This window comes from Sediminibacterium sp. KACHI17, assembly GCF_040362915.1.
In the GTDB taxonomy this organism is placed as follows: Bacteria; Bacteroidota; Bacteroidia; order Chitinophagales; family Chitinophagaceae; genus Sediminibacterium.
In genome coordinates, this window is record NZ_AP029612.1 from 3001950 (window position 1) to 3020423 (window position 18474).

20 protein-coding genes are annotated in these 18474 nt (G+C 39.8%); 13 read left to right on the forward strand and 7 right to left on the reverse strand.

Going from position 1 to position 18474, the window contains the following annotated elements:
- Positions 1–64: 64 nt before the first annotated feature.
- A complete protein-coding gene (gene hxpB, locus ABXG83_RS13300; protein WP_353549350.1) occupies positions 65–727 on the reverse strand; it encodes a hexitol phosphatase HxpB in 663 nt (220 codons plus the stop codon).
- Positions 728–857: 130 nt separating this feature from the next.
- Here hxpB and ABXG83_RS13305 point away from each other — a divergent pair, with 130 nt between their 5' ends.
- Positions 858–1625, forward strand: coding sequence for a lysophospholipid acyltransferase family protein (locus ABXG83_RS13305; protein ID WP_353549351.1), 768 nt, complete (start codon positions 858–860; stop codon positions 1623–1625).
- Between the two features lie 5 nt (positions 1626–1630).
- On the opposite strand, the gene ABXG83_RS13310 is transcribed toward ABXG83_RS13305, so the two are convergent.
- From ABXG83_RS13310 to ABXG83_RS13330, 5 genes are all read right to left on the reverse strand, one after another.
- A complete protein-coding gene (locus ABXG83_RS13310) occupies positions 1631–2146 on the reverse strand; it encodes an acyl-CoA thioesterase (protein WP_353549352.1) in 516 nt (171 codons plus the stop codon).
- Between the two features lie 78 nt (positions 2147–2224).
- The gene (locus tag ABXG83_RS13315; RefSeq protein WP_353549353.1) at positions 2225–3322 is read right to left on the reverse strand and encodes a dipeptide epimerase; all 1098 of its coding nucleotides are present in this window, start codon (positions 3320–3322) and stop codon (positions 2225–2227) included.
- Positions 3323–3338: 16 nt separating this feature from the next.
- A complete protein-coding gene (locus tag ABXG83_RS13320; protein ID WP_353549354.1) occupies positions 3339–4436 on the reverse strand; it encodes an FAD-binding domain-containing protein in 1098 nt (365 codons plus the stop codon).
- Entirely contained in the window at positions 4433–4915 is a 483-nt protein-coding gene (locus ABXG83_RS13325) for a flavin reductase (protein ID WP_353549355.1), read from the reverse strand. The genes ABXG83_RS13320 and ABXG83_RS13325 overlap by 4 nt, the downstream gene beginning before the upstream one ends.
- Before the next feature lie 14 nt (positions 4916–4929).
- Positions 4930–6432 carry a cryptochrome/photolyase family protein gene (locus ABXG83_RS13330; protein ID WP_353549356.1) on the reverse strand — a complete coding sequence of 501 codons (1503 nt, stop codon included), beginning with the start codon at positions 6430–6432 and terminating at the stop codon, positions 4930–4932.
- A gap of 58 nt (positions 6433–6490) precedes the next feature.
- Between ABXG83_RS13330 and ABXG83_RS13335 the strand changes: the two genes are divergently transcribed.
- From ABXG83_RS13335 to ABXG83_RS13390, 12 genes are all read left to right on the forward strand, one after another.
- A complete protein-coding gene (locus tag ABXG83_RS13335) occupies positions 6491–7204 on the forward strand; it encodes an SDR family oxidoreductase (protein ID WP_353549357.1) in 714 nt (237 codons plus the stop codon).
- An 82-nt stretch (positions 7205–7286) separates the two neighbouring features.
- Positions 7287–8474: a proline dehydrogenase family protein gene (locus tag ABXG83_RS13340; protein WP_353549358.1), complete on the forward strand. Its 1188-nt coding sequence runs from the start codon at positions 7287–7289 to the stop codon at positions 8472–8474.
- A gap of 70 nt (positions 8475–8544) precedes the next feature.
- Positions 8545–9339, forward strand: a complete 795-nt coding sequence (locus ABXG83_RS13345) for a thymidylate synthase (protein ID WP_353549359.1) — start codon at positions 8545–8547, stop codon at positions 9337–9339.
- A 115-nt stretch (positions 9340–9454) separates the two neighbouring features.
- On the forward strand, positions 9455–9946 hold the full coding sequence (locus ABXG83_RS13350; RefSeq protein WP_353549360.1) for a dihydrofolate reductase: 492 nt from the start codon (positions 9455–9457) through the stop codon (positions 9944–9946).
- Between the two features lie 11 nt (positions 9947–9957).
- Entirely contained in the window at positions 9958–10455 is a 498-nt protein-coding gene (locus ABXG83_RS13355) for a hypothetical protein (protein ID WP_353549361.1), read from the forward strand.
- Between the two features lie 3 nt (positions 10456–10458).
- Entirely contained in the window at positions 10459–11256 is a 798-nt protein-coding gene (locus ABXG83_RS13360) for a class I SAM-dependent methyltransferase (protein WP_353549362.1), read from the forward strand.
- 91 nt (positions 11257–11347) lie between these two features.
- Positions 11348–12466, forward strand: coding sequence for a Re/Si-specific NAD(P)(+) transhydrogenase subunit alpha (locus tag ABXG83_RS13365; protein WP_353549363.1), 1119 nt, complete (start codon positions 11348–11350; stop codon positions 12464–12466).
- Positions 12467–12536: 70 nt separating this feature from the next.
- Complete coding sequence (locus ABXG83_RS13370; RefSeq protein WP_353549364.1) at positions 12537–12845, forward strand: NAD(P) transhydrogenase subunit alpha; 309 nt, start codon at positions 12537–12539, stop codon at positions 12843–12845.
- A 33-nt stretch (positions 12846–12878) separates the two neighbouring features.
- The gene (locus ABXG83_RS13375) at positions 12879–14336 is read left to right on the forward strand and encodes an NAD(P)(+) transhydrogenase (Re/Si-specific) subunit beta (RefSeq protein WP_353549365.1); all 1458 of its coding nucleotides are present in this window, start codon (positions 12879–12881) and stop codon (positions 14334–14336) included.
- A gap of 31 nt (positions 14337–14367) precedes the next feature.
- A complete protein-coding gene (locus tag ABXG83_RS13380; protein WP_353549366.1) occupies positions 14368–15723 on the forward strand; it encodes an RNA methyltransferase in 1356 nt (451 codons plus the stop codon).
- 91 nt (positions 15724–15814) lie between these two features.
- Complete coding sequence (locus ABXG83_RS13385) at positions 15815–16774, forward strand: LysM peptidoglycan-binding domain-containing protein (protein WP_353549367.1); 960 nt, start codon at positions 15815–15817, stop codon at positions 16772–16774.
- Positions 16775–16785: 11 nt separating this feature from the next.
- Entirely contained in the window at positions 16786–17490 is a 705-nt protein-coding gene (locus ABXG83_RS13390) for a rhodanese-like domain-containing protein (protein ID WP_353549368.1), read from the forward strand.
- Between the two features lie 4 nt (positions 17491–17494).
- Here the strand turns inward: ABXG83_RS13390 and fmt are convergent, their stop codons facing one another.
- Complete coding sequence (gene fmt / locus ABXG83_RS13395; protein ID WP_353549369.1) at positions 17495–18415, reverse strand: methionyl-tRNA formyltransferase; 921 nt, start codon at positions 18413–18415, stop codon at positions 17495–17497.
- Positions 18416–18474 lie beyond the last annotated feature (59 nt).

The window sequence follows — 18474 nt, forward strand, 5'->3', positions numbered from 1 at the left end:
TAATCGGGTCTTTTTATGTCCATAGTTAATAGTCCATGGACCATGGACCATAGACCATGGTCTATTAACTATTCACCAAATCAAAATGTAACTCACCAAAATTTTGCAGCGATGATAATTTAAGGTCGGCAGCACCCCATCTCTCATCCTTTAATTGAGATACATGTGGTACAATCACACATTTCATTCTTGCTGCTTTTGCTGCGATCATGCCATTAAAAGAATCTTCAAAACAAATACATTCGGTTGGTTTGCTATTCAGTGAGGTTGCGCAATTCAGGTATACTTGGGGATGCGGCTTGCCATAAGCAAGGTCTTCTGCAGAAGCGGTAGCATGTAAGTATTGCTTGATCCCGACAATTTGAACTACCAGATCTATTAAGGAAGGAGGTGATGATGTGGCCAATCCTATTTTGAAAGACTTGCGCTGGAAGAAATCAAAAATATAATCTACCCCAGGCATGATCTTTCCCTTCTTTTCAATCTTATCCAATACTAATTCCACAATTTTTTGCTCTGCTCGTTTCATCTCTGACTCCCCAATATTAAAATACTGAAACCACCACTGCACAAACTCTTTGGTTCTGAGTCCGGTAGTGCTCTTGTATTGCTCTTCGGTCATATTAACGCCATACTGTTGGAATAATTCAGTGGCAGCTTCATTCCAAAGGGGTTCGCTGTCTATTAATAATCCATCAATATCAAAAATCACGGTATTCAATTGCATAATCAGTTTTTACAGCGCAAAAGTATCTTTCCGCTTCTATTAAATGAACCTCAGGTCCTCATTTTTTGAACAATCACTTAACAATTTGATTACATTGCTTATTTTGCACGTCTTGCCAACTATCAACCTTATGCGATTAACTGAACGCCTCAAGCATATTAAAGTTATCCGTTCAATTGTATACGCTGTTGTAGGAATCTTTTCTTACCCGGGTCTCGCCATCGTCAATAAGATAAAGATCGAAGGAACAGAGCATCTGGAACGCTTACCCAGAGAAAACGTACTGTTTGTCAGCAACCATCAAACCTATTTTGCAGATGTTATCGCTTTCATCCATATTTTTTGTGCTGTAAAATGGAGGCGACAGAATAAACTCGGACTTCCATTTTATTTATTGAATCCTTTTACCAATGTCTATTTTGTAGCGGCAGAAGAAACCATGAATGGGAACTGGCTAAGCCGGTTGTTTAAATTAGGTGGTGCATTGACTGTTAAAAGAACATGGCGCGCAGAAGGGAAAGATGTACAACGTAACCGCGATGAATCGGATACGCAGAAAATCGACGAAGCATTAGATAAAAGTTGGGTCATCACTTTTCCGCAAGGCACAACCAAACCTTTTGCTCCCGGTAGAAAGGGAACAGCGCATATCATCAAGAATAATCAACCCGTTGTTGTACCGGTAGTCATTAATGGCTTCTGGCGCGCTTTTAATAAAAAAGGATTAGCGTTCAAGAAAAAAGGATCGATATTGTCCATACGATTCAAGGAGCCTATGATTATTGATTATACACAACCCATAGAAGTCATTCTTGATCAGGTGATGGATGCCATCGAGCAGAGCAAAGATTACATGCTGAAGGGCAGGCATCATCTGTTGAGTGTTCTTGATAAGTGATGCAACTAGTCTTTGATAAACAAAGCCCTCAACTCGTTGGCATCATCCGGTTTCATTTTCCCAGCCAGGATTAGACGTATTTGTCTTCTTCTCAAAGCACCATCATACAGTTTCTTTTCTTCCTCTGTTTCCGGGATCAGTTCAGGTACTTTTCTAGGTTTGCCATTGGGATCTAATGCAACGAACGTGAAAAACGCTTCATTGCTTTCATATTTATATTGATGTAAGAGATCTTCTCCCCAAACTTTGATATGAATTTCCATTGAGGTATTAAAAGCTCTGCACACTTTAGCTTCAATATGTACCACATTACCCAATTTGATCGGGTTCTTGAAGCTTAAATTGTCTACAGAAGCAGTCATACTCGGTGTATTACAATGTCTGCCTGCTGCTATACCAGCAGCAATATCCATCCAGTACATTAAACGTCCACCCATCAGATTGCCGAATGTATTGGTATCATTGGGTAATACCAGCTCATTCATGATAGTAAAACTCTCACTCACTTTTTTCCCTTCCATACATTTAAAATTTTGGCAAAGATAAGGGAGATGTCTGAGTACTGTGGAATATGAAATGAATAGCGGCTGATACCGATGTTAAATGATCACATGCTCCAGTTTCGACAAATAATCATCCTCAACATCTGCACCTATGCCATGTGCATTCGTAAGTTGTAGCTCCATGCCCGAGTAAGTGACGCCACCTTTAACCGGGTCCTCTTTGTGTCCTAGTAGGCATGTATCCAAATCATAAAATTTGATATTATCCTTTGCCATTGCAAAATGAACTTTAGCAGTTAGTGCAACCCTGCTTTCCAACATGCCCCCTAACATACAGGCAATGCCATGCTGCTCTGCAATTTCATTGATGCGAATAGCTTCTCTGATACCCCCGCTCTTTGCGAATTTGATATTGATGTAATGGCAAGCATTATTACATATAATGCGAGCTGCATCATGATGCGTAAATACACTTTCATCTGCCATCACAGGTATCGGAGAGCGCTTGCATAGTTCGGGTAACAAATGATCATTCCATTTACGCATCGGTTGCTCACAGAACTGAATCTGATATTCACTTAAGGATGTCAATGCAGTGACAGCATCTTCGTAAGACCATCCTTGATTGGCATCAATGCGGAGAATGATGGTGTCTCCAATAGCAGCCCTGATTTTTTTGATACGCTCAATATCTGTCGCCACATCTTTTCCCAACTTCACTTTTATCATATTCACACCTTTATCCTTGAAAGCAATGGCTGTTTGGGCCATCGTTTCAGGGTCGCCAATACCAATGGTCAGGTCACTCTCTATTTTTTTTAATTGTCCGCCAAGAAACTGATAAAGAGGCTGCTGTGCATACTTGGCAGCAATATCATACAAGGCCAGATCAAAAGCGCTTTTTGCAGTATAGTTGCCTGCCGTAAAAAGGTCCAATTCATTCAAACGATCATCGAGTGCTAACGGATCTTTACCCTTCCAAAGTATTGCAAAATCCTTGGCCATTTCAAAACAGGTAGCCTGCGTTTCCGCAGCTATCATGGGAAATGCAGAACATTCTCCTACACCGATAATACCCTCGCTGGTATGTATTCTGATGAATATATTCTGAGCATAATGCATGGTACCAGTTGCGATGGTAAAAGGTACCATTGGGATGGAATACTTATAGATCTCAGTTTGTGTAATGGTCATTCGCGAATTTCAGGAATTATCGCAAATACTTCTCACATTTCTTCCAATATGCAAAGAAAGAAGGATAGTATCCCGTTACTTCCGGAAACATCCAACTTCTGGATTCTTGTATCCCTTCATAGTGCTTCGTCAGTGGATGTTCTTTAAAATACATCTCCGATGCTGGAAATAGTTTTTTCAATTCCAGAAATGAACCTGTATATATTTTAATTGCAGGGATATTTTTCTTTGCCAGCTGAATGATAAAAGAAAGTACCAGTTCACTAACAGGATAATTTTGAAAATGATTTGGCTCTAATAAAAGAATACGTGCGCCTGACTCTTCCCTGTGCCAATCAGGATCAAGTTGATAACTGTTGTACACAAAAACTTTCTTTTCTTGTAGATCTAGTTTTTCTGATTCAGGTAGGTTGGTAGATAATGACAGTGATGATCTTTCTCTCATGATGTCCGGCACCTTAAAGTCATTGAACGCGTCATAGTCTACCGATAAGAATGTATTCAATTGATGACTACCTGTATACTTATTGATGTTGTCCTGATTTGCTACATATTTTTTACTGCTAAAACTTCCTGCTACCCATTGCCAACTCAAAGCATTACTCGCAAGATCCCCATCTAGTAAATGATAATACATCCATTGCGATGGCGATGACCAATGTGCTCTTCCTATATTGCAACATAACATCGAAGTATACATTCGCAAATGGTTGTGCATATATCCGGTTCTGTATAATGTATCTATGCCTTTATCAATTGCTTCAATTCCGGTTGTAGCATTCGTTACCGCAGTACACATTTGATAATGATCTGTTGATGGCTGTGATTGTTTCAGATCAGTAAAGATCGCATCGTCCTTGGCTTGCCATACTCTTTGATAATATTCTCTCCAGGCCAATTCCTGTAACAATTTCTCTGACTGGTATACAGTATATTTTTTCAATACAGATGATCGGATCTGTGATAAAGAAATAACTCCCCTCGATAAATACGGTGAAAGTCTTGTGACTGCACCATCTAAAAAATTTCTTGTCTTCCCATAGGCTATTGGATTAATGGATGCAATACGAGCTTTGATTGCAACTATTTCTAATGGAAAATCATGTGTACTCATATTCTGATCAGTTTATACGCTCGAAGGGTGTCTAAAGTAAGCGGATTGCCTTCGTTCAAATTTTTATATTGTAAAACGTCACATAAAAACCCTGTATGATCACCTCCCGGGAAACTGCTGATGGAGCTCAATAACATTACTGCTAATGCATCTTTGAGAATCGGATAATGATTCCAGGTGGATAATAATTTTCTTTTTTCCAATCGCTCCATTTTATTGATCTGATGCCCTGATTTTTTTCCCAGCAACTCAACAAGTCGATATTGTTTTTCTGATAATAGCTGCAAAACGAACTCATGATTACCAATGATATTCTCCAATGTTTTTGTGCCCTCATAAATACCACAAACAAATCGCTTCGGCTGCATGCTGATTTGATTGGCATAGGTAATAATGTGCATATTGAATGAACCTTTATCGTCTTTACTACAGATAGAGTAGACAGGTAAGTTCACTCGATTCCAGGGTCTTTTTGGCATATACAGGTTTGTGATTAGGATTTAGAAAGTGAAGCAAGAAATTTTTCTGCATTAAGCAGATGTTCTTTTCTCTTTGCTTCATTCATTTTATCAAAAGTTCTTACCAGCATTCCGAGTCTGGGGTTTTGTAAAAAGAAATCTCGGTGGATGTCCATGAATCGCCAGAATAAACCATCCCATACTTGTTGCCAGCTGCCCTTTTCATAGTTGCTCATCTTCATAATATAATTACTGCCACTGATGTATGGCTTGGTGGTCATAAGTCCACCATCTGCGAATTGCGTCATGCCATATACATTGGGGACCATTACCCAATCATAGGCATCAACAAAAAGTTCCATGAACCAGCGATAGACTTCATCAGGATCAAACTCACATAAGAGCATAAAGTTGCCGAGTATCATCAGTCGTTCAATATGATGGGCATAACCACTTTTTAAAACTTTTTTTATCACATCATCTACCGGAGCAATACCGGTGGTTCCGGTCCAGAATGAGGCAGGTATCTTTCTGCTAAAGCCCCAATAGTTTCGCGTTCTTTGCGCAATGTTCTCCCTTTGATACACGGCTCTGATAAACTCTCGCCATCCTAGTACTTGTCTGATAAATCCTTCCAGAGAATTCAATGGAATGTCTTTCTGGCTGGCAGTCTCTAAAGCAGCCTGAATAACTTGATGCGGGTTCAACAATCCAATATTCAACATTGGTGTAAGTACACTGTGTTGAAGGATTGAAGCACCTTTGACCATTGCATCTTCATATGGACCAAACAAAGCAAATCGATCTTTCAAAAATGCTTCTAACCACACTTGAGCTTCTGCATGTGTGACGGGGTAAAAATGTGAATGATCTCCAAATGGATTCCCTGCTTTGCCAGGATTGTTCGGATATATTTTATTGATCGCTTCAATCGCTTCTTTTACATATCTGTTGCTTTCCGGAAAAGGTTGAGAAGGCTCAGGAGTATTTTTTGGATATTTTTCGCGGTTGTCAGTATCAAAAGTCCATTTACCACCTAAAGGCTGACCCTTTTCTGTCAGCAAAAAATTTCTTTGTTTCCTTTGATGGATATAAAAATCGGTTTGAAAATAAGTCTTCTTATTGTCGAAATATGCATCGATCTCTTTTGGTGTATTGATAAAATTTGGATTATCATACAAGATCAATGCTAATTTATTTTCAATACATCCCTTTTGAATACGCTTCAACAACCATTCATCTGTTGGGTCTGTGGTATGAATTTTTTGGATCCCTTTTTGATGAAGAGCCGGTAGTAATTTCCGTATATCACTCAATATTTCATCAGCATTGATATAATTGATGGTAAATCCCTCTTCTATCAATTCATCCGCAAATGCTTTCATGGAAGCACGATGAAGAATGAGTTTTTGTTTGTGAAAAGCATATTGATTAAAAAAAAGAAATTCCTCCACTAAATAGATGGTTCTTTCTTTAATCACTGCTGGATTATTCCGGAATAACTGATGCGGAAAAAGGAGGGATATTTCTTGATTCATGATCACTTAACAAAACAAAATGGGCTGCTTATTGTTTATAAGCCCATAAAATCTTGTTATGGAATCTCTCAAAGGTAAAAAAGTATTATTGATCGGTGCTTCAGGCGGTATAGGAATGCGACTGGCTAAATTATTGACAGGTTCAGGTGCATTGGTATTCATAACAGGACGTAACGCCGAAAAACTAGCTGCAGCTGGTGACCAGGCGGGTATTCCATCGAGTCGACAGTTTCAATTGGATCTAACAAATGAATCATCTGTATTCAATACCGTTGCTGCTGTTCAGCAAGATGGTCCGGTTGATATTTTAATCAATGCCGCAGGAATTGGCATCATTAAAACAATGGATACGCTTACGACAGAGGATTTCATTCAAACGCTACAAATCAATTTGATCGGCAGCTTCTGGGTTACCAAGGCTATTCTGCCAGCCATGAAAGAGGCTAAAAAAGGGCTGATCATTCATATTCCGGGGGTATTAGGAAAAGTGCCAATGGCGGGTGCGGCAGCTTATAGTGCCAGTAAATATGGGCTTGTGGGTATGATGCAAAGTATTCGGGAAGAATTGAAGAGGACAGAAATACGTATTACAAATCTCTTTTTAGGGGGCGTAGATAGTCCATTCTGGGATACCATTGACCTTAGGGTGCAACGAGATAAAATGGTGGTTGCTGAAGAAGCCGCAAAAGCGATTTGGTTCCTGTGCCAACAACCGGCCAGTGGTGTGGTCAGCGAAATGGTACTACAGCCATTCAATCATCAGGCGATTTAATGAAGGATTGTTCCGTTGCTGTATAAAATCTTTTTTTTAAACGTTACAGCACCGATATTCGCAGTACGAACGAATGTTAGCAATGAATATCTCCTTTGACAATACCCAAAATGCTTTCGCATACAAATCAGATAAAGAACTGAAAAGTGCTAAGTTTTTATTTAGTACTATGGGTTATCCTTGGTTTGTGCAACTAGGTACCAGATTGACTCCCTTTATCATGAAAACAGGATTACCTGTTCATGGAATCATTCGAAAAACCATCTTCAAACAATTTGTTGGAGGAGAAACACTGGAAGAAACTGCTGCTGTAGGTGCTACATTGGGTAAATATGGCGTTCAGGTGATCCTGGATTATGGTGTAGAAGGGAAAGAAGGAGAAGATAGTTTCGATCATGCAACTGAAGAGTTTATTCGTGTGATCAATTATGCTGCTACACAAACCAATATTCCCTTTATCAGTATTAAGGTTACCGGATTAGCTCGTTTTGCATTATTACAAACATTAAATGACGCTCCGCGTTTACGCAGTGGTATTCATGATCATGAGGTTGAAATCGATGAGTGGGACAGGGTTCGTGAACGTATGTATGCAATTTGTGAGATCGCTTCTGAGAAGAATGTAGGTGTACTTATTGATGCGGAAGAAAGTTGGATACAAGATCCTATTGATAGACTGACCATGGAAATGATGGAGATCTTCAATAAGCAAAAAGTGGTAGTTTATAATACGATTCAGTTATATCGACATGATCGGTTACATTTTTTGAAATTATCACATCAGATCGCTCAGCAAAAAGAGTTTCTTTTGGGTGTGAAACTGGTTCGTGGGGCTTATATGGAAAAGGAGAGGGCAAGAGCCAAAGAAATGGGTTATCCTTCTCCGATACAGCCGGATAAAGAGACCTCAGATAAAGATTATGATCTCGCAGTACGTTATTGTATCGATCATCTGGATCAAATCGCTGTTATCGTTGCCTCACATAATGAAGCCAGCAATTTGTTAGCCGCTGAATTATTGGATCAAAAGAACATTCCTCATAACCACCCTCATATCCATTTTTCTCAGTTATATGGAATGAGTGATAATATCACATTCAACCTTGCAAAAGAAGGCTTTAGCGTCAGCAAATACCTTCCTTTTGGACCTATCCGGGATGTGATCCCTTACCTGATGAGAAGAGCACAGGAAAACAGCAGTGTGAGTGGACAAACCGGGCGAGAGTTGTCATTGATCAAAAGAGAGCTGGTCCGTAGGAGATCCGCATAGAATTCACAGCTTCTCAACATCCCCAATTTTTTTGCCGACCATCATCGCATAGGTGACGTATTTTGCGCTCATGCAGCAATATCATCAGTTACTTCAGCATATTCTTGACCATGGTACACAAAAGACCGATCGTACGGGAACTGGTACGATCAGTTGTTTTGGTTATCAAATGCGTTTCGACCTTCAAAAAGGGTTTCCCCTGGTCACTACAAAAAAATTACACCTCAAAAGTATTATCTATGAATTACTTTGGTTCCTGAATGGAGATACCAATATCAAATACCTGAACGAGCATGGAGTGAGTATTTGGAATGAATGGGCAGATGCAAATGGGGAACTTGGACCTGTATATGGAAAACAGTGGCGTAGCTGGGCAGGACCGGATGGAACCGTTACTGATCAGATCACAGATTTGATCCAGCAGATCAAAAAAAATCCTGATAGCAGAAGATTGATCGTGAGTGCTTGGAATGTAGCAGATCTTCCCAAAATGGCATTGATGCCTTGTCATACACTGTTTCAGTTTTATGTAGCAGATGGGAAACTGAGTTGTCAGTTGTATCAACGTAGTGCAGATGTGTTTCTGGGTGTGCCTTTCAATATCGCTTCATATGCATTGCTCACTATGATGATTGCCCAGGTTTGTGATTTGGAGTACGGAGATTTTGTACACAGTTTTGGAGATGCTCATTTGTATAATAATCATATTGAGCAGGCAAAATTGCAACTCAGCAGAACTCCTTACGATTTGCCAACCATGAAGATCAATCCGGGTGTGAAAGATATTTTTAGTTTCAAGTTTGAAGACTTTACACTCGAAAACTACCAATGTCATCCACATATCAAGGCTCCGGTAGCAGTGTAAGAGATTTAGGAATATTGGATCATGAATAAAAAATAAGGAAGGCAGTTAATAAAGGGTTGTGTCAATTTGATATCTGCCATCTGACATCCGCGATCAAAAGATACTATCTTTGACTATGGTCATTTCTCTGATTGTAGCTGCAGCTACCAATAATGGAATCGGTAAAGACAATCAACTATTGTGGCATTTACCAAAGGATCTTCAATTTTTTAAGAAGACCACATGGGCCATGCCTGTTATTATGGGTAGAAAGACTTTCGAATCATTGTCTGGTAAGCCATTGCAGGGTCGTTTGAATATTGTGATCACCAGAAATAAAGACTGGAAGCCTGATGGCATAGTGGTAGTCCATTCGCTCGCTGATGCTTTGTTTGTTGCAAAATCAGCTGACTATAAAGAAGTGTTTGTGGCAGGTGGTGGAGAAATTTATAAAGAAGCTTTACCCTTGGCTCATAAAGTATACCTGACAAGGGTTCAAGCCGAACCGGAAGCGGATACTTTTTTCCCGGACCTATCCGCTGATTGGCAATTGATATTTGATGAGCCTCATTCGGCAGATGCAAAACATGCTTTTGCTTTTACATTTCAACGCTGGGAGCGATCTTAAATCATTACAGCATGGCGTTTATAGAAATGGCATTTGCTGTCACCGCACCTCTTCTTATACTATTATCGTGGTGGAAACAGTTTCGTTATCATACATATGCAAAAGCAATACTTTCCGCCACTTGTATGGTAACTATCGCCTATTCAGTTTTTCTGATACAGCAGTTAATTCATATGGCGCAATTAGCACAAGAATTGATCAAGCAATCAGGAATGAAAATAGATGATCTGCCGCCATTTGAACCGGATCCTTTTTTTTATCGATTAATGGCTATGATTATTCTGCCCTGGCTGTTTTTGATTCGTAAATGCAGAAATACACCTTGGCTGGCCATCGTTTTGTTGTTTGTGATCTATTTCGGAGGCACCGGATCATGGAACCAGTATGATCTGGTTTTCAAAGTACTCCAATATATCAGCTTACTCTGTGCCGTTTATGCTTTACTTTGGTTACTTAGAGAATTGCCATTTCAAAAAAGAAAGAGAAAAGAATACAGCAAAAGATCCTAACTTATGTATTCATCAATACGCATTGCAGTTAAGCGATTTTATTATTATCTGACAGCTCATAATGCTAAAGGACATGGTGTACATTCTCCATTCGTTTTTGATTTTATTCAAAACGTTTTAAATGATGATCGTTTTTTTTATGCCTATCAATCAATAGAGAATTTACAAAAAAGGATGCTGTATGATAATAGCATCTCTAGTCTGGAAAACTTTGATTCAACAGACAGCGGTGATAAAATGCCTCAAGTCCGTATTGCCGATATTGCACGATCATCAGAAACGCCCCTTAAATATCGACAATTACTATTCAGGATCATTGACCATTACGCACCTGTATATTTATTGGAGCTAGGAACATCTCTAGGAATTACCGGAGCTTATTTAGCAATGGCTAATCCATCAGTGGTATTAACGACTTTTGAAAACTCTGCCAATATCGCTTCTCTTGCAAAAGCGAATTTTCAAAAACTGGGTATTAAGAATATACGTGTGATCGAGGGAGATCTTGGCCAGCATTTATCTACTTGGCTCAATGATCAATCCCAAATCGATTTTGTATTCATCTCGGGACGTTATCAATATATTTCGATCATGCATTACTTTAATCAGGTACTTTCTCATACACATGAATACAGTATCGTGGTTATCAATCATATTCATTGTAGTGATGGAATGGAAAGGTCCTGGAATGAGATGAAACATCATCCTGCCGTAACGCTTAGTATCGATCTTTTCCAAATGGGGCTCATATTCTTTCGGAAAGAGTTCAAAGTCAAACAGGAACTGGCGATCCGTTTTTAAAAGCAGCTATCTTTTACACGAAATGGTCTGGCATATTGAGGCATGAGCATCATCGTTTGCCTTTAATTGAAAAATAGCTTAAATTGGAAACATGATTCTTGGAATACTCAATGAAACAAACGATAGAAGGGTCTCACTCCTGCCTGAGCAGGCTGAAACGCTGACCAAGCAACAAGTCTCAGTATGGATGGAGCCGGGTGCCGGCCAGAATGCTTTTGCGGATGATCAAATTTATTCAGCAAAGAATGTTGTGCTGAAAGACCGATCAGAGATTCTACAACAAGCTGATTTGATTTTGATGATTCATCCACCCTCAAATGATGAAGTTGCATTACTTAAGTCAGGAGCTATTTTGGTAGGCGTTTTCCAACCATTATTTCATGTTGAGTTGATGAAGCAACTTGCTGCTAAAATGGTGACAGTCTTCAGTCTCGACATGATTCCTCGTACTACACGTGCTCAAAGCATGGATGTTTTGAGTAGTCAGGCCAATATCGCGGGCTATAGAGCAGTATTGCTTGCGGCTACGCTTTTCCCACGTTATTTTCCGATGTTCATGACAGCAGCAGGAAGTATTCCACCTGCAAAAGTATTGATCATTGGAGCAGGCGTAGCTGGTTTACAGGCCATCGCAACAGCACGAAGACTCGGAGCCGTGGTTGAAGTCTCTGATACAAGACCTGCAGTAAAAGAAGAGGTGATGAGTTTGGGAGCTAAATTCATTGAAGTGGAAGGTGCGGCAGATGCTTCCAAAGCGGGAGGTTATGCAGTGGAACAATCCGAAGAATTTAAAAAACGCCAACAAGAAAGATTAGCTGCTTCGGTTGCTAAGTCTGATATCATCATAACTACAGCACAAATACCGGGTAAAAAAGCTCCTTTGTTGATCAATGAAGAAATGTTGAATAGTATGAAGCCGGGAAGTGTGGTCATCGATCTGGCAGCAGCTACAGGTGGTAATGTATTTGCAACGCAAAACAATGCAACCATTATGCACAACGGGATCACAATCATGGGTAACAGCAATCTGGCAGCTGATATGCCCTGGGATGCCAGTAAATTATATGGAAAAAACATTCTAAACTTCCTGCAACTGGTGATCAGTAAAGAAGGGAATATAACATTGAATTTTGAAGATGATATTGTTAAAGGATGTTGTATCACACACGTAGGAAATGTAGTGAATGACAGAGTCGTGAATAGTCAGTAGTGAGTACATCGAGAATAAAAATTACTACTCACTATCCACTTAAATTAATAAATAAATTCAACTTACAATCATGGAAACAATATTAAACTGGGTACAATCTCACATTGATATCATTTACATCGTGATACTCTCTGTGTTTTTAGGAATTGAAGTGATCGGCAGAGTTCCCAGTGTACTTCATACTCCATTGATGAGTGGTGCAAATGCCATACATGGAGTTGTTATCATCGGAGCGATCATCGTAATGGGACAAGTGCAGTCCGGAAATTATGCCGCATTGATCATTGGATTTCTTGCTGTTGTATTGGGAACCTTGAATGTTGTCGGCGGATTTGTGGTGACAGATAGAATGCTGGAAATGTTTAAAAAGAAAAAATAATACTGTTAATAAAACAGTACGAAAATAGATGCCATGGAATTAAGTCTGCTTACAGTTTGTTACCTCATCGGATCATTGACCTTTATCATTGGTCTTAAAATGTTGTCACATCCCGATTCTGCGCGAAAAGGTAATCTAGTGGCAGCGGTGGGTATGGCCATTGCAATTTTTGGGACCATCTTTTTATATGAGAAAGAGGGTGTTAAGCTTGGCAACTACGGCTGGATTTTTGGAGGATTACTGGTAGGAACAATCATTGGTGTTCTCGCAGCCAAAAAAGTAAAGATGACAGCCATGCCGGAAATGGTCAGTTTATTCAATGGTATGGGAGGAGCCTGTGCAGCTTTGATCTCTGTAAATGAGTTCGGGCATATCAATGAGATGATGACCCACGCAGCCGAAACAATGGCGAATATTCCGGGTTGGCACACACAGGTATTTAGCGCTGAGTTTGCCGGTACATTAATTACTATTTTTTTAGGCTTGATCATTGGTGCAGTTTCTTTTGCAGGAAGTATCATCGCATGGGGTAAGTTGAATGGAAAAATAAAAGACTTTGCTTTTCCCGGGCAGCAAATATTTAACCTGGTATTATTAGTAGCCACACTGATCACAGCCTGCTATTTGGTTTTCAACTTGAATGCAGACAATGCCTATCTCTTTTATGCGATCACTGCTGCTGCACTGGTCTATGGTGTTTTATTTGTTTTGCCGATCGGTGGTGCTGATATGCCCGTTGTGATTTCACTGTTAAATTCTTTCACGGGTGTTGCTGCTGCTTGTGGTGGATTCCTTTATGATAACCAGGTAATGTTAACCGGTGGTATCCTTGTTGGGGCTGCAGGTACATTATTGACGATTTTGATGTGTAAGGCGATGAACAGAAGTTTGACGAATGTATTGATCGGATCATTTGGCGGATCAACTACTGGCGCTGGTATTGCAAAAGGTACACAAGGCAGTTACAAAGAAATATCTTTATCGGATGCTGCTGTTTGTATGAGTTATGCCAATAAAGTGATCATCGTTCCGGGTTATGGATTAGCAGTAGCACAAGCACAGCACGTTTGTCATGAGTTGGAAAAATTATTGGAAGAAAAAGGCGTGAATGTCAGCTATGCGATTCATCCGGTAGCAGGACGTATGCCGGGTCATATGAACGTATTATTGGCAGAAGCTGATGTGAGTTATGATAAACTACAAGAAATGGAGCAGGCTAATGATGAGTTTAAAACAACAGATGTGGTATTGATATTAGGCGCCAATGATGTAGTAAATCCGGCTGCGAAAACAGATCCGGCCTCACCGATCTATGGTATGCCTATATTAGAAGTAGAACAAGCAAAAACGGTCATCGTTAATAAGCGGAGCATGAAACCGGGCTATGCAGGTATTGAAAATGAATTATTCTTTCAACCCAAAACCTCTATGTTATTTGGTGATGCCAAAGCTGCATTACAAAAACTGGTAGCTGAGATAAAGTCATTGTGATGATTTATGATGGCTTGCTTACTTTTGTTCTATGACCTTACCTCATGAACTGATTCAGTCACTACAATCTGTCAAAGGATTTCAGGAATCTTCTTTCAGAGCTGTTCATGAATCTGGTGAACAGGTTACGGCAATCCGGTTGAATCCTGCTAAACAATCAGTCATACAGGATAAGTTCACAGGACAAGCCATTCCCTGGTGTCCCTTAGGCATTTATTTGAATGAAAGACCCTCTTTCACATTCGATCCATCTTTTCATGCCGGTGCATACTATGTACAAGATGCCAGTAGTATGTTTTTATGGGAAGCTATTTCTCAATTAGTACCGGATCCTCGTAATAAAAAAGTATTGGATCTATGTGCGGCACCGGGTGGAAAATCTACTTTGCTGGCTTCCTATTTTACAGATGGATTATTGGTCAGTAATGAAGTGATTAAATCACGGGCGAGTATCTTGGTTGAAAACCTCACCAAATGGGGTAATAGCAATGTGGTGATCACCAATAATGATCCTGTTCATTTTCGTCAAGGAGGAATCACATTTGATGTAATTGTAGTGGATGCTCCTTGCAGTGGTAGTGGCTTATTTCGAAAAGATCCCGATGCTATTTCCGAATGGAGTTTAGATCACGTACAACATTGCAGTCTTCGTCAACAACGCATACTCGATGATATCATTCCATCATTAAACGAAAATGGAATATTGATCTATGCAACTTGTTCCTATTCTTTAGAAGAAGATGAAATGATCGCAGATTGGTTGATGTCTTCCGGAGAATTTGAAGCACTCTCTATTGCTATTTCTGAGCAATGGAATATTGTTCAGACCTTCTCTGAAAAAATGAAAGCTCCGGGCTATCGTTTTTATCCTGATCGACTAAAAGGGGAGGGCTTTTTTATAGCTGCTTTTCGAAAAAAAACGCCTGCTTTTGCGCTGGGAAAAGGGAAATTGTCGGCCTTGAAATCACCACAAAAGCATGAGTTTGCACAGGTTCATGAATTTTTGTCTGCTGCAGAAAATTTTTACCTGTTTAAACAGGGTGATCAGTTTCGCTTATTTGATAAGCAATGGCAAGAAGAACTTCAACAATTGGCAAGTAATTTATACATACGCAAAGCCGGCGTTGGAATCGGAGAGATAAAAGGAAAAGACATTATTCCTGCTCATGAATTGGCGATGAGCCTGCTTCCATTAGCGCATTTTAATCAGGTTGCTGTCAATACAGATGAAGCCCTTAAATATTTACGAAGACAAGATCTACAGCTGGATACATCCAAAGGCTGGAACTTGGTCATGTACGAGCACTTACCATTAGGATGGATCAAAGCGCTCCCTAATCGTATCAATAATTACTATCCACAGGAGTGGCGCATATTAAAACAATAAGAAGCGGGAAAAGGGCTTATTAAGCTCACTTTTACTTACCCGTAAGGCCTGAAATGCGTACATTTGCCATTCTCTGTACTTGCAAATGGATATGAAAAAAGGACTGTTTTTTATTGTGATATTATTGTTGGGCTTCCGTGTGGCAGCACAACAGAAATTGTTGCTAAAGGGAAAGCCTAATTCCATGTATGTCGAACATAGAGTAGGAGAAAAAGAATCCTTATCATCTATTGGTCGCATGTATGGATTAACCGCTTCTCAGCTATCTCGTTTTAACGGAAGAAGTCCATCAGCAGTTTTGTCAAAGGGAAGTACTTTAAAAGTACCCTTAAGTATATCAGATATTTCTCAGAAAACAGGAACACCTGTTTATCATGCCGTTAGTAAAGGGGATAACTTATTCAAGATCAGCCAACGCTATAATAAAGTACCGGTATCACAACTTAGAACTTGGAATAAATTGGGCGCTTCCGGGGTGAAGAACGGACAGGAACTGATCATTGGTTATATTAAGATCAATACTGATCAATCGTTGGCATCATCTTCACAAAAGGAAACTGTGGCAGACAAAGTTGCTGAGACAGCTGTTGCAACAGAAGTAGCAGCTAAATCAACGGTATCTGAACCTGCAAAAGCAGTTCCTGTGAAAGAAAAGGAAGCAGCACAGGAGTTTCATAAAGACAATGAGGAAAAGAACAATGCTACTGCTCCTGTCAATAGCTCATTGTCAGATGAAGGATTTTTTGCATCACTTTATGTAAGAGATGATCTCACCCTTGTACAGCAATATCGTTCTGGTGATGCAGCAACTTTTAAAACGATCAGTGGTTGGACAGACAGAAAGTATTATGTTCTGATCAATGATATCAAGCCGGGTACGATCGTTCGTATCACAACGCCGAATAATAAAAGTATTTGCGCGAGGGTTCTTTCTCCTTTACCCCTTACAAAAGGTGATGAAGGATTGTTATTGCGCATGAATAATGCAGCAGCATCTGCACTGGGCATGAAAGATGAAAAGTTTACGGTAACACTTACTTTTTTTGAATAAATCTATCTGGCATGAAAAAATGCTTGCTCAAATATTCTTGTCTCTTTATTTTAATGGTTTTCTCTGCCTGTTCTGGCAAGGGGCAAAGTAACCTGAGTATTTCGGTTGCAGAATTTGAGTCGAAACTCAATTCAGAGAAATTTCAAATCCTGGATGTAAGAACAGCCGGTGAATTCAAAGCAGGTTATTTGAAAGGGGCTCTTCAGGCAGATTGGTTGAATAAAAAGGAATTCGAAGAACGCACTAAACACCTGAATCCTGAAAATCCTTTGTTGGTGTACTGTGCTTCAGGAGTCAGAAGCGAACAGGCTGCTAAATGGTTATTAAAGAAGGGGTTTAAAGAAGTCTATAACCTGAAGGGAGGTACTTCCGCATGGCAACTGTCGGGAAAAAAACTGGAAGCTTCAGAAGTCAAAGCACAGCTTAGTGTCAGTGAGTTTGAGAAAAAAATTCAAACCGGAATCGTATTGGTAGATGTAGGAGCAGAGTGGTGCCCACCGTGTAAAAAAATGGATCCTGTAATTCGTCAACTGCAAGCGGAATTACCCGGAACATTTCAACTCGTTAAAGTGGATGGAGGAATTGATATTGATGTGATGAAACTTATCAAAGCAGATGCTCTTCCAACTTTTGTTTTGTATAAGAATGGAAAAGAAGTGTGGAGAGATTTTGGAATTATTGCAAAAGAAGTGATACGATCCAAAATCTTACAGTAAGATTCTATTGGGGACGATATCCTCGCAGAAAATCTGTTACAGACATTCTTTTCTTTCCCTCTAACTGCAGATCCAACACATGGATGAATCCATTCGAAGTAGCAAATTTTAAAAAATTCTTCCCGTCTGTAAACATAGTGCCAATAGGTTGTTGGTGATCCTGGTATTCGGTAGCACTTTTATAAATCTTTAAAACCTTACCATCTAGTTTGGTTAGTGCACCGGGGAATGGCGATAACCCCCGTATCAGATTATGAATGTCTAAAGTTGAATGTGACCAATCAATCACGCAGGTTTCTGTGAAAATTTTAGGAGCATGTTTCAAAACTGTATTTGTTGCTAATGCATCCTGAGGTTTTTCTTTGAGCGTACCTGCTGCGAGACCTTTGACTGTTTCAACCAAAAGGTCTGCACCAATGACTTTCATTCGGTCGTGTACATCACCGGCTGTTTCATCTTCCGCAATACCAAATGCGCGTTGCAAAAGGATATCACCAGTATCAATTTCGTGCTTGAGTTTGAAAGTGGTAACACCTGTTTCTTTTTCTCCATTGATCACAGCCCAATTGATAGGGGCAGCGCCACGATACTGGGGCAATAGGGATCCGTGAAGATTAATGGTTCCAAGAGGAGGCATATTCCATACTACTTCAGGTAGCATACGAAAAGCAACAACAATTTGCAGATCTGCCTTTAACTGCTGCAGACTGAGAATAAAATCCGGATCTTTTAATCTTATTGGCTGAAGTACAGGTAAGCCATTTGCAGTTGCATATTGTTTCACAGCACTTTCATGCATTTTCAGTCCTCTTCCGGCAGGTTTGTCGGGAGCAGTAACAACAGCTATAATATTCAATCCTGCTTTCATCAGTGCATCTAGTGATGCTACTGCAAACTCAGGAGTTCCCATGAAAATGATACGCATGTAATAAAGTCAATAGTGAAAGATCAAGCGTGAAAAGCTTTTTGACTTTTCACGCTTGA